6 protein-coding genes and 1 pseudogene are annotated in these 12,437 nt (G+C 61.4%); 5 read left to right on the top strand and 2 right to left on the bottom strand.

The features are described from left to right. The first annotated feature begins 32 nt into the window (after positions 1-32). The 4 genes and pseudogenes from ACNA0I_RS08010 to ACNA0I_RS07995 all read left to right on the top strand — a co-directional run. Complete coding sequence (locus ACNA0I_RS08010) at positions 33-1,226, top strand: ABC transporter substrate-binding protein (RefSeq protein ID WP_415805632.1); 1,194 nt, start codon at positions 33-35, stop codon at positions 1,224-1,226. 13 nt (positions 1,227-1,239) lie between these two features. Beyond that, complete coding sequence (locus tag ACNA0I_RS08005; RefSeq protein ID WP_415805542.1) at positions 1,240-2,325, top strand: alcohol dehydrogenase; 1,086 nt, start codon at positions 1,240-1,242, stop codon at positions 2,323-2,325. Next, positions 2,322-2,507: pseudogene (locus ACNA0I_RS08000) on the top strand (aldehyde dehydrogenase family protein); the annotation flags it as partial. The gene ACNA0I_RS08005 and the pseudogene ACNA0I_RS08000, both read left to right, overlap by 4 nt. Before the next feature lie 2 nt (positions 2,508-2,509). Then, positions 2,510-3,746: aldehyde dehydrogenase family protein (locus ACNA0I_RS07995; protein WP_415805541.1), on the top strand; the 1,237-nt coding region annotated here is incomplete at its 5' end. A gap of 44 nt (positions 3,747-3,790) precedes the next feature. Here ACNA0I_RS07995 and ACNA0I_RS07990 read toward each other — a convergent pair. After that, positions 3,791-4,612: a siderophore-interacting protein gene (locus ACNA0I_RS07990; protein WP_415805540.1), complete on the bottom strand. Its 822-nt coding sequence runs from the start codon at positions 4,610-4,612 to the stop codon at positions 3,791-3,793. 22 nt (positions 4,613-4,634) lie between these two features. After that, positions 4,635-5,225, bottom strand: coding sequence for a PadR family transcriptional regulator (locus ACNA0I_RS07985; protein WP_415805631.1), 591 nt, complete (start codon positions 5,223-5,225; stop codon positions 4,635-4,637). Between the two features lie 397 nt (positions 5,226-5,622). On the opposite strand from ACNA0I_RS07985, the gene ACNA0I_RS07980 reads away from it, so the two are divergent. Next, entirely contained in the window at positions 5,623-12,375 is a 6,753-nt protein-coding gene (locus ACNA0I_RS07980) for an autotransporter outer membrane beta-barrel domain-containing protein (RefSeq protein WP_415805539.1), read from the top strand. Positions 12,376-12,437 lie beyond the last annotated feature (62 nt).

The raw sequence follows: 12,437 nt of genomic DNA, 5'->3' as shown, positions 1-12,437 counted from the left end.
ATCGGAGACAACTTGTGAAAAATTCCAAGGCGATGCTGGCGTTGTCCGGCCTGATGTTCTATTGCGCTGCGGCCGGGTCTGCCCCCGCACAGGCGCCGGTCAAAATCGGCGTCCTGACGGACATGAGTTCGGTATATTCGAATATCGGCGGCAGCGGCCTGGTAGAGGCCGCGCGCATGGCGGTCGCGGATTTTGGCGGCCAAGTGCTGGGCAAGCCTATCGAGCTGGTCTACATCGACGGCCAGAACAAGGTGGATGTCTCCAGCGCGGCGGCGCGCCGCTGGTTCGATCAGGATGGGGTGGACATGATCACCGATCTGCCTACGTCGGCGACCGCCTTGGCCGTCAGCGAGGTGGGGCGCGAGAAAAAGAAGATCATCATGGTCACCAGTGCGTCGACCTCGGATCTGACGGGCAAAGCATGTTCGCCCTATACCGTGCACTGGACATACGATACCTATGCCCTGGCCAGTGGCACGGGCGCAGAGGTAACCCGTCAAGGCGGCAAGCAGTGGTACTTCATTACGGCCGATTATGCGTTTGGAAATGCGCTGCAGGCCGACGCCAGCGCGGTGATTGAACGAGGTGGCGGCAAAGTGGTAGGTGCCGTGCGTTCGCCTTTGAACTCACCGGATTTCAGTTCCTTTCTGTTGCAGGCGCAGGCTTCGAACGCGGGTATTGTGGGGCTGGCACTGGGAGGCGGGGACCTGATCAATGCGATCAAGCAGGCTGCCGAGTTCGGCGTTGGACGCGGCGACAGCAAACAACGGCTGGTGGCGTTGCTGGCCTTTTTCTCGGACGTGAAATCGATCGGGCTGGAATTGGGGCAGGGCCTGCTCTTGACCGAGGCTTTCTACTGGGATCAGAGCGATGCTACGCGTCAATGGTCCCAACGTTTTCAGGAAAAAGTCGGACGTAAACCGACGATGACACAGGCTGGCACCTATGGTGCAGTGATGCATTATCTCAAGGCCGTCCAGGCCGCCGGGACCAAGGATTCAGATGCCGTGATGGCCAAGATGCGCGAGACGCCCATCAATGATTTCATGACGCGTGACGGCAAGCTGCGCATTGACGGGCGCGTGGTGCGCGATATGTACTTGTTCCAGGTGAAGACGCCTGCCGAGTCGAAAAATGAATGGGATCTGTACAAGCAGATCGGTGTGATTCCCGGGGACGTGGCGTTTCGTCCGCTGAATCAGGGCGCTTGCCCGTTGGTGAAATAACAGGAGGACAGACATGATCAGCCAGGATGTAGTTGCCTTTGGACAACCGTTGCAGCGCATTGAGCGCGCGACGCCGCAACCGCAGGGCAATGAGGTGCTGTTGCGCGTGTTGGCCGCCGGCGTCTGCCATACCGATATTCACACGTGGGAAGGTTCGTACGATCTCGGTGGCGGCAAGCGGTTGAACATGGCGGATCGTGGCGTTGGTCTGCCGTTGACACTGGGCCACGAGACGGTCGGTGAGGTGGTCGCCGTTGGGCCCGATGTGAGCGATGTCCAGCCGGGCGATCGCCGGCTGGTCTATCCATGGATAGGTTGCGGCCAATGCCGGGTATGTTTGCGGGGTCGAGAGAACCTGTGCACGCAACCGCGTTTCCTGGGCATATTTCGAGCCGGCGGCTACAGCGATCATTTGCTGGTGCCGCATTCACGTTATCTCGTGGATATCGGCACATTGACCCCCGAGCAAGCCGCGCCGTATGCATGTTCGGGTTTGACGACCTACAGTGCCATCAACAAAATCGATCGCGACGTACTGGCGCAAGAGGCTGTGCTGGTGATCGGCGCAGGCGGGCTGGGATTGATGTGCGTCACCTTGTTGCGTGCGATGGGATGCAGCAGCGTGATTGTGCTGGAGCCGGACGGTAAACGGCGCGGCGCGGCACTGGCCGCAGGCGCGACATGTGCGGTGGATGCCGGGGCGCCGGATGCGTTGGACCAGATACGCGCCGCTGCAGGCGGTCCCGTATGGGCTGTGATTGATTGCGTTGGCCACGGTTCGACGGTGCAACAGGGACTGGATCTATTGGCCAAAGGCGGCCAGTTGATTGTCGTGGGATTGTTCGGCGGCGAACTGACATTGTCGTCGGCCTTGCTGCCCATGCGCGCGGCAACGGTCCAAGGTTCCTATATCGGTAATCTGGGCGAACTGCAGTCGTTGATGCGTCTGGTGCGGGAGAAGCAGCCTACCTTGATTCCGACGTCCTGCCGTTGCCTGGACGACGCTGCCAGTGCGTTGCAGGACTTGTCGCAAGGCCGCGTGGTGGGACGTTTGATCCTGTGCCCCAGCATGAATGATTCGGCGGCGGCAGCATCATGACCCTGAGTTTCGAGTCGAATTACACCATGACCGTTGATGGCCGCGCGACGCTGTCGTCAGAAAGCATGGATGTGCTGAATCCTGCGACAGAAGAATGCATCGCGCGTGTGCCCGATGCCTCATTGGATCAACTGAATGACGCCGTTGCCGCAGCACGGCGGGCACAAACCTCATGGGCGGCGNNGCCGCCAGCCCGGCGGCAACAGGCGCTGGATGCGATGGCCGATTTGCTGGCATCGCATACGGACGACTTCATGCGTCTGTTGACACGTGAACAGGGCAAGCCTCACGCCGATGCCAAGGCCGAAGTAGGCCGCTGCGTGCATTGGCTGCGCGAATATGCGAAACGGACGTTACCTGTGTCGCGGCATGATGATGGTGCAGGACATCTGTTTGAGACTCACCATGTTCCCATCGGTGTGGTGGCCGCCATCGCGCCGTGGAATTTCCCCATGACGCTGGCCATCTGGAAGGTTGCGCCCGCATTATTGGCGGGCAATACCGTGGTATTGAAACCCTCGCCATTCACGCCGCTGACATCACTCAAAATGGGTGAGCTGTTTCGCGATGTGTTGCCGCCCGGTGTGTTGAATGTGGTCAGTGGCTCCGATCGTTTGGGGCCATGGCTGACCGAGCATCCAGGCGTTGACAAAATAGGCTTTACGGGGTCGACCGCTACCGGGCGCCGCGTCATGCAAAGCGCATCCAGCAGGCTCAAGAGAATTACCCTGGAACTGGGGGGAAATGACGCAGCCATCGTCTTGCCGGATGTGGATGTGGCGCAGACCGCACGTGCTTTGTTCTGGGGTGCATTTCGCAATAGCTCGCAGTATTGCCTGGCGACGAAACGCATGTATGTGCATGAAAGCATCTACGAGGATTTCAGCCGCGAGCTCGTGGCCTACGCGCGTACCGTCGAAATGGGCAACGGCGCCGATCCTGGCATTGGCTTGGGGCCGATTCAGAATCGCATGCAGTATGAACGGGTAAAGGATCTGATCGCAGATGCGCACCGCACGGGTGTGAAGTTTTTGCTGGGAGGCAGTGTGCCTGAGGGCAAGGGGTACTTCATTCCGGTATGCATTCTGGATAATCCGCCGGATGACGCTCGATCGGTGACAGAGGAGGCATTCGGCCCCGTGTTGCCGCTATTGAAATACCGCGATATCGACGAGGTGGTGCGTCGCGCCAACGATAGCGATTATGGTTTGGGAGGCTCGGTCTGGAGCCGGGATCAAAAACTGGCCTATGAGATCGCGGGGCGTCTGCAAACAGGGATGGTTTGGGTCAATCACATACATGTGATGTCGCCGAATGCGCCATTCGGCGGGCAAAAGCAGTCTGGAATCGGTGTGGAGAACGCAATGGAGGGGTTGCTGGAATACACCAATGTGCAGACGAGAGTGACGCTAACTAGTTAAAGAGTGTGGCAGGCGCCATATCGACGGCGCTTTGCCACCGCCGCTTAATCCTCCAGTACTTCATGCGCCCCTTGATTGCCGCGCCGCCAATAAGCAGATGCACGGATGCGGGACTTGTCGATACCGCGTTCCTGGACCAGAAACTGCCGCACGCCGCGAATCGCAGAAGATTCGCCGGCAGCCCAGATATAGCCTTCGCCCTCGGGCAGTTGCAGACGGCGAATCACGCGTTCCAGCACGGATTCAGAGTCCTCGGCATCGGGGCCGCCGTTTACCCATTGCACCGTCGCGTCGGCTTGCGTAGGCAGATCGATGCGCGCATCGGGGCCGCGGGTTTCAATGACGGCGAGGACGCGTTTGCCTGCGGGGAGCTCCTCCAGGCGCCGCGCGATAGCGGGCAACGCCGTTTCATCGCCGACCAGCAGGTGCCAATCAAAATCATGTGGAATGACAAACGAACCGCGCGGACCGGCGATGCCTAAATAGTGTCCCGGCTGTGCTTGCGCTGCCCAGGCGCCGGCGGGGCCGTGTTGGTGCAGCACGAAATCGACATCGAGTTCTTTGGTGTCGGCGCGATAGCGGCGCGGCGTGTAATCGCGCGCCTGAGGGCGCGCTACGCCAGCGGGAAATTCCGGGCCATTGGGGCCGATAGTGGGGATGACAGGCAGAGCCTCGCCCTCGGGTAGGAAGACCTTGACGTGGTCGTCAAACGAGGCGGAGACAAAGCCCTCGAGGTCATCACCCGTGAGCGTGATGCGCACCATGTGTGCGCTCAGCGGCTGTACGCGGCTGACTTGCAGCATGCGCGATTTCAGAGGATGCCGGACTTTTTGTACGGCATAGTGGTCGATGGATGCGGTGTCCATAAATATCCTTGTATCAGTAGCGTCAATCTGCGACGGGATCACAGGACCCGGCCGCCTGGTCCAGAATGTCTGCCGTGGCGCGTTCCAGGATGGCGATGATGCGGCGCTGTTCGGCCTCATCAGCATCGGATCGGCGTAGGAGAGCTTCGCGCAGGGCGCGTCGGGCCTCGACGTATTCCCGCAGCCAGCCGCTGGCCTCGATGGCTTCTTGGGCACCGGGATCCCCCTGCCAGGCTTGTTTCATCCAAGCCATCTTGCGAGCCACATGTTGCAGGCCCGCGAGCAGCAGTTCGACCCGGTCGCGTTGACCGTCCAGATGGGCGCGGCCCGCCTCGGCCAAGTGATAGCGCTTGCGGGTGCCGTGCGTCTCGACGGTGGCGTAGTCGAGTTCCTCGAGATAGGTCAGTGCGGGGTAGACCACGCCGGGGCTGGGTGTGTAGTACCCGTTGGTGCGAGCCTCTATTTCCTTGATCAGCTCGTAACCGTGGCGGGCTTGCTCTTCGATCAACGCCAAGAGCATCAATTGCAGGTCTTCGGCGCTGAATTTACGGCCGCGCATCATGCCATCGCCGCCCATGCCGTGACCGCCACCCATGCCATGGCCACCGCGCATTTTGCCGTGGCCGCCGTGTCGGCCATGATGGGCGGCGGCATTCTGGCAGGGCGCGATATGGCGCGGACTATACGGATGGAGATCGTGAGGGTGCATGGGGTGTGCCGTGTGTCTTTGAGTATTTTTAATATATCGTACGATATATCTAACGATATTATGGTGTCAAGGCTAAGGGTCTATTTCCAGACCTCGGGTGCGGCCAACCCCCGCGGGAAGAACAGAACCCGCAATGTTGTTTCGTTGAACAGCCAACCGCGTTTCATCGATAAAAACCTGGGTTTCGTCGAAAAAATATTGCGTTGTTGCAATGAAAACGCAGAATCTCGTATCCAGACCTTTCTGCAGGGAGCGTGGTTCGTGGAAAGGAAGCCACTTCATCCAGATACCTCACTCCGCCATGAAACAACCCACATCGTTCTCTGTTCGCCGCGTGTCATTCCCACTGATGCGCCAAAGCGCGCTGCGGCTGGCGATCTTGTCTGCGCTGGGTGTGTGGGGCTGCGGTTTGGCGAGCGATGCTCGTGCAGAGACATGTTGGAGCACCGGCGATGATGACGGAAGCTATCCCTACATGTATGGCGTGTGCAAAGGCGACGACGGGGTCGATAAAAATAATGAAAAAGACGGGGAACCCGGGGGAGATGAAAAATATGTGACCACCTCGAGATCCCATTCCATTGATGCCTCGACGTATTTTTCGATCCTGGGCGCGCAAACGACAATGGGTGTCGTAACCGGCGCAACGACGGGCGGCGCAGGCGTTGATGAAGGGACCGCGGGTAATGGCGGACAGGTCTACGTGACGAACAACTATGACGTGACGCTGACCGGGACAACGATCGGCAACGTGAACAGCCTGATTCTGGCGGGTTCTTATGGCGGCCAGGCCGATCAGGACAACGATAACAATGACTCCAACGGCGGGCAGGGCGGATATGGACAGATCGTGACCGTCCAGAACACGGGCAATTTGACGATCGTGGGCACCGTAGATACGCCCACGACAGGTCTTTTCGGTATCAATGCCACCTCAGTCGGAGGCGCCGGCGGTGAGCAGAACGATCCCACGCTGGAGTACGGTGACCAGATCGGCGGAACGGGAGGCAATGGCAGTACCGTGACCGTCAACAGCAGCGGTGCGATCAACCTCGGCAGCAGCGATGCGCGGCTGCGCACGAATACAGTCGGTGCCGCGATATCTGCGACTTCGGTAGGCGGCATGGGCGGACAGAAAAACGGCAACGCCGGCACCGGCGGCACGGTGCAAGTGACGCATCACGGCTCGGCCACGAGCTATTGGCAGGTCAATCAGGGCGCCAAGGTTTTCGGCATCAAGGCAGAGACCTCAGGCGGGGACGGCACTGCCTCCACCGACGACAGCGACAATGGCGGAAATGGCGGCGGTAACTCGTCCACCTGGACGCAGAAAGTCGTCGTTGACGCCTATGGTTCTGTGTTGCTGGATGTCGAGTGGTCGGGTTCGACTATCGAGGGCGCAGGTATTGCGGCCAGAGCCCTGGGCGGCAAGGGGGGCGGCGGCCCGGACAAAGATAATTCCGGCGGCAACGGCGGCACCGCCGGCACGGTCGCAGTGACCTTGTATTCCGGCGGCAGCGTCACCACACAAGGTGAAAATCTCGTAGGTATCGCCGCGCAGAGCCTGGGGGGACAGGGCGGCGACGGGGCCGACAGCACTGCGCTGGCCGGGCAGGCTGGCGGTGGGGGATTCGGCGGCAACGCGAGTCAGGTCACCGTGCAAACGCAGAACAATACGACCGTCACCACGAACGGAAATTTTGCTGTCGGTGTGGTGGCGCAGTCGATAGGCGGAGGCGGCGGTACGGGCAGCGATTTTGTGTCGGTGCTGGGCGGCCAAGGCGGTAATGGCGGTAATGGCGGCGACGCCGGCCAAGTCAACGTTACAACGGCGGGAACGATTCAGACGAGTGGCCAACATGCCTACGGCGTGCTGGCGCAATCTATTGCCGGCAGCGGCGGAGCAGGCGGCGCGGACACGTCCTCGCTGGTCTCGCTCGGTGGTGGCGGCGCCGGCGGCGGTTCGGCCAGCTCGGCCCAGATCACCAACTCGGGATCGATCACGACCTCGGGCTACAACTCGCACGGCATGGTCGCGCAATCAATTGGCGGAGGCGGCGGCGCATCGGGCAGTGCGACGGGCTTGCTCAGTGTTGGCGGCAACTCATCGGATGGCACCTCGGGATCTGATGGCAGCAGTGTGATCCTCAACAATAGCGGCGGGACTATCACTACCACGGGCAATGCTGCTGTCGGGATGGTGGGTCAGTCTATCGGCGGTGGTGGTGGCAGCGGCGGTGACAGCATCGGCGTGTTGGGCGTGGGCGGTGCAGGAGGCGGCGGCGGCTCGGGCGGCAGCGTCACGTTTGGCGACCTCGGCGGGATCTCCACGTCAGGTCAATTCAGCCCCGGTGTCGTGGCGCAAAGCATCGGCGGTGGCGGTGGCAATGGCGGGGATACCTTCACGGCGTCGGTCGGCGTTTCCGTGGCGATTGGCGGCAGCGCCAGCGGTGGAGGCAATGGCGGCGAAGTCTGCCTGAGCAACCATGGTGGATGTTCGAGCGGCACGACCTCGTATTCGACGGGAAATATTGTGACCCACGGCAATTACTCGCCCGGCATCATCGCGCAAAGTGTTGGCGGTGGCGGCGGTACCGGAGGCAGCGTCAAGAATGTCAGCGTGGCGTCGTTCGCCGCATTGCAGTTGGGCGGATCGGGGGGCGATGGCGGACATGCCGACGACGTCAAGGTTGGCTATTCCAATCTGAATATCAGTACCGGAGGCGCCCATTCGACGGGCGTGCTGGCGCAGTCCATCGGTGGCGGCGGCGGCAATGGCGGCGCCTCCAGTTATTACGATGTGACGATCGGGTTCAATGCCGCCCTGGTCGTAGGTGGCAGCGGTGGTTACGGCGGGACGGGGAACGCGGTGACGGTAAACCTGGCCAATTCTCATATCGCGACGGGGATGGGCTACGACAGTTCGTCGATCAATCCCGATACGTACGCGCCCAACGATTCGTTCGGCATTCTCGCGCAAACCATTGGCGGTGGTGGTGGTAATGGCGGCAGCTCCAGCGCCAGTGATGCCGTGGTGGCGGTGCCGACAGGTGAGGGCGTCTCCGCGGCATTCAACTTCGAATCGGCAGTCGGCGGCTCGGGAGGTTCGGGCGGCAGCGCTTGTCCGGAGGGCGACAGTTCATGCGTGACAGAAGTGGTGTTGAACAACGGCTCGACCGTCACCACGCTGGGCGATGGGTCGCATGCCATTGTGGCCCAATCCATTGGCGGCGGCGGCGGTAACGGCGGCGACTCTTCTGTCTTGGCGACCACAATAGGCGATGAAACCACGGTGTCGGCCACGGCAGCCATGACCTTGGGCGGGACCGGGTCTGCCGGCGGTAACGGCGGCGGTGTAAACATCAGCCTGGGTGACAGCGGCTCGGCGTATGCCGCGTTGCCGCCCGCATTGCTGACACCGCCGACCTCGAATAAGCCACCGTCGTCATCCATCATCACATACGGTGACTATGCCAACGGTGTGGTGGCGCAATCGATTGGCGGTGGCGGTGGTAATGGCGGTATCGGCTCCAGCAATGCCTACACGCATGGCGGGCCGACCTCTATCAAAGCGACGCTGGCGCTGGGCGGCACAGGTGGCGCAGGCGGCGTTGGTGGCGATGTCGATATCACGTTGAATCCCAATTTCGTGATTCGCACGCTGGGCTCGGGATCGCGCGGGATCGTTGCGCAGTCTATCGGTGGCGGAGGCGGCACCTCGCAAGGCGGCACGATGAGTGTTGCCTCTTCGATCAAAGACACTCCCTCCACGCGGTTGCAAGTGGGCTTGGGAGCGACAGGGGGATCCGGTGCCGTAGGCGGCACGATCAACGCCACTCTCCAAGGCGCGATACGTACCGAGGGTGGCGATGCCGATGGCGTGTTGTTGCAGTCCATTGGTGGCGGGGGCGGTTTAGGCGGCTCCTTGGGCGCGGATGCATCGTCTTATCCCATCCTGGATCGGATCGGCAATCACAGCGACAATCAAGAGCGGCTGGACGATACGGGCACGACCTATGCGTTTGGTGTCGATGTGGGCGGCAAAGGCGGCACGGGTGGCAATGGCGGCAATGTCAATGTGACCTTTGAAGGCCAGATCGGCACCAGCGGCGATTGGGCGGACGGCTTGGTCGTGCAATCGATTGGCGGCGGTGGCGGCACGGGAGGCTCATCGACTGCATCCGGCAGCAAGGTCAAGGCGAACGCAATCATCGGCGTGGGCGGCTCTGGCGGGGCCGGCGGTACTGGCGGCGAATTGAACGTCTATTTTGACGGCTCGCATAACAACAGGATTTCCACCGCCGGCTACTACGCCTATGGCGTTTTGCTGCAATCCATCGGTGGCGGCGGCGGTCAAGGCGGAGACGGATCGGATCAGGCGCGAGGCACGATCACGGTCGGTGCCTCGTTCGGCGGAACCGGTGGACAGGCTGGCAATGGCGGCACGATCCAGAACACCAATGGAAACGGCAGCGGGTGGCTGACAGTCGTGACGACAGGCGACGATGCGCCCGCGTTGGCCATGCAGTCGATCGGTGGCGGTGGCGGCATCGCCGGCGCAGGCAACAGCACCTCGAAACTGCTCGCCCAGGATAGTCATGCCATGCACGTCTCGGTGGGTGGCAACGGTGGATTGGCTGGCGATGGCGGCGCCGTGAATTTCACCACTGGGCTGGCTGCAACCACGTCAGGCGATCGGGCATATGGATTGCTCGCACAATCGATCGGTGGTGGCGGCGGCTTGGGCGGTGCCGGTCAGGCGAGCCACTATGACGGCGTAGAGCTCGGCGGCAAAGGCGGCGTCGCAGGTAAAGGCGGCGCAGTGACGCTCAGCTTGAATGGGGGCAGCTACATCACAACATCCGGCGCCGGCGCACACGCGCTGATCGCACAGTCCATCGGCGGTGGCGGCGGCATCGCGGGAGATACCTCCGTCGGTACGCGAATCGGCACCGATGGCTGGCAGGACAGCAACGAGCAGGATGGCAGCAGCGGCGACGGCAGCAGTGTCCACGTCACGGTCAACGGCAACCTGACGACTACCGGCGCGAACGCGTTCGGCATCATCGCGCAATCCATTGGCGGTGGTGGCGGCCTGGGGGGTAACGCCGATGGCGGCTTCGCAGGCAGCACCGGCGTATCCGGTGGCAGTTCAGGCTCGGGCAGCGACGTCACGGTGACGCAGTCCGGTGCGATCAAGGCATTGGGCAGCGGCTCGACCGGTATTTTTGCGCAAAGCGATGGGCCGGACGACACGGGCGTCGTGACGGTCAATGTGAACGGTACGGTCGCAGGCGGCTCGGGTTCGGACGCTAACGGCGTCTGGATCGCTGGCAAGAACTCGAATGTGCTCAACGTTGCCACCGACGGTGCCGTTACGGTGGGCGTTGGCGGTACTGCCGTGCGTTACACAGGCGTCGCTGGTCAACAATACAAAACCTCGTCCTTGGCCGTGACCGACGTTGCGAGCCCGGCATTGAGGATCAGCAATGCGGGCGTGATCAATGGGGACATCAAATGCCAGAACGGCAGCGGCAGTATTGCCTGCGATGTAGAGAACAAGGAGACCGGCACGCTAAGCGGTGCGACAAACTACCAGGCAAACATTGATAACGCGGGCCTGGTGGCGATAGGCCGCACGGCGGAGTTGGACACATTGACGGTGTCAGGGGACTTTACGCAGCAGTCCACCGGCACGCTGCAGGCCAATGCGGATTTTTCGGCATTGCGTGCATCGCACCTGGTGGTCAAAGGCGATACCCAATTGGGTGGACAGGTCAGTGTCGTGCCTCTGGCGCTATTGCCGGGCCGCGAGGTAGCGGTGGCGACCCTCGAAGGCGGAATTCAAGGTACGCCCGTGGCCTACGACAGTCCAGTCGTTGACTACGATGCCACGCTGCAGGGTAATCAAATCCACATGCGCGTGGTGAACGCCGATTTTGCGCCCCCATCGATGAGTCTCGCTGACAACCAAGGCGCGGTCGCTGCGCATGTGCAGAACACCTGGAACCAGGACGGCGGGGCAACCGAATTGGCGCAACTGTACGCGGCCCTCGATATGGCCTCACGTGGCGGCGCCAAAAATTATTCCGACCGCCTGGCGGATCTGTCTCCTGGCGTCGCTGTTGCGCCTGCCGCGCAGATGCAAGCCAGCATGGCGCGCTTTACTGGCGCGATGATGTCCTGCCCGATGTTCCAGGGCGCTGATGCCTTGACGGGCGAGCAGGATTGCCTGTGGGGCCAAGTATCCGGCGTAGACACCAATCAGGATGGCGACAACGGTGTATCGGGTTTCTCGTTTGACGGCGTGACCTATCAATTCGGTGGCCAGCGCCAAGTCAGCCCGGGGTGGTTCCTGGGCGGGTCCGTCGCGTATGAAAACACCCATATGCGTGGCGACGACGGACGTGTCACCGGCAAAGGCGATAGCGGTTATGCCGGTCTCGTGCTCAAGCGTGAAGCCGGGCCCTGGACCTTCTCTGCTGCACTGGGCGGCGGCTATGGCCAGTACGATATCGAGCGTGGCATCAACTTCCCCGGCATGCAAAGCACCGCCAGTTCCGATGTCGATGTCTATGGCGCGGGCATGCGCTTGCGTATCGCACGCACCTTTGCCGCCGAGCAGTTTTATCTGAAACCCTATGTCGATCTGGATGCGTTCTACACGCGCATGCCTGGCTATAGCGAATCGCGCAAAGCCGAGCACCTGGATATCGAAAGCAGCGACAAGTTCATCGTCGGCCTATCCCCCACATTGGAAATCGGCGGCCGGGTCCCGCTGACCAAAGGGACCATCATGCGACCCTACATGTATGCAGGGGCGTCGTTCTTGTCCGACGACGAGTACAAGGTCAAAGCAAAATTGCAGGGCGCGCAGGCCGGCACAGGCAGTTTCGAATCATCGATACCGATGGACGACGTCATAGGCCGCATCGGCGCGGGCATCCAAGTCGCTAACGCGGGCGGCGTGGACTTCCGTTTGCAATACGACGGTGAGTTTTCATCACATGTGCAAAGCCACCGAGGCTCGTTGAAGTTGATGGTGCCGTTCTGAGCGCGTGGCTTGGATGCCGCTGGAAACCTGGGAAACGTCAGCCAGCACTCGTTTCCCAGGAT

This window comes from Bordetella muralis, assembly GCF_965139205.1.
Taxonomy (GTDB): Bacteria; Pseudomonadota; Gammaproteobacteria; order Burkholderiales; family Burkholderiaceae_B; genus Bordetella_A; species Bordetella_A muralis.
Note: the sequence above shows the minus strand (reverse complement) of the source record. Positions and strands in the feature narration are given on the sequence as shown.

Coding starts and splice junctions, on each gene's coding strand:
- ACNA0I_RS07985 (WP_415805631.1), bottom strand. CDS start 5,225: ATGCGCGGTGGCCATGGCATGGGTGGCGGTCACGGCATGGGCGGCGAT.
- ACNA0I_RS07990 (WP_415805540.1), bottom strand. CDS start 4,612: ATGGACACCGCATCCATCGACCACTATGCCGTACAAAAAGTCCGGCAT.
- ACNA0I_RS08010 (WP_415805632.1), top strand. CDS start 33: ATGCTGGCGTTGTCCGGCCTGATGTTCTATTGCGCTGCGGCCGGGTCT.
- ACNA0I_RS07980 (WP_415805539.1), top strand. CDS start 5,623: ATGAAACAACCCACATCGTTCTCTGTTCGCCGCGTGTCATTCCCACTG.
- ACNA0I_RS08005 (WP_415805542.1), top strand. CDS start 1,240: ATGATCAGCCAGGATGTAGTTGCCTTTGGACAACCGTTGCAGCGCATT.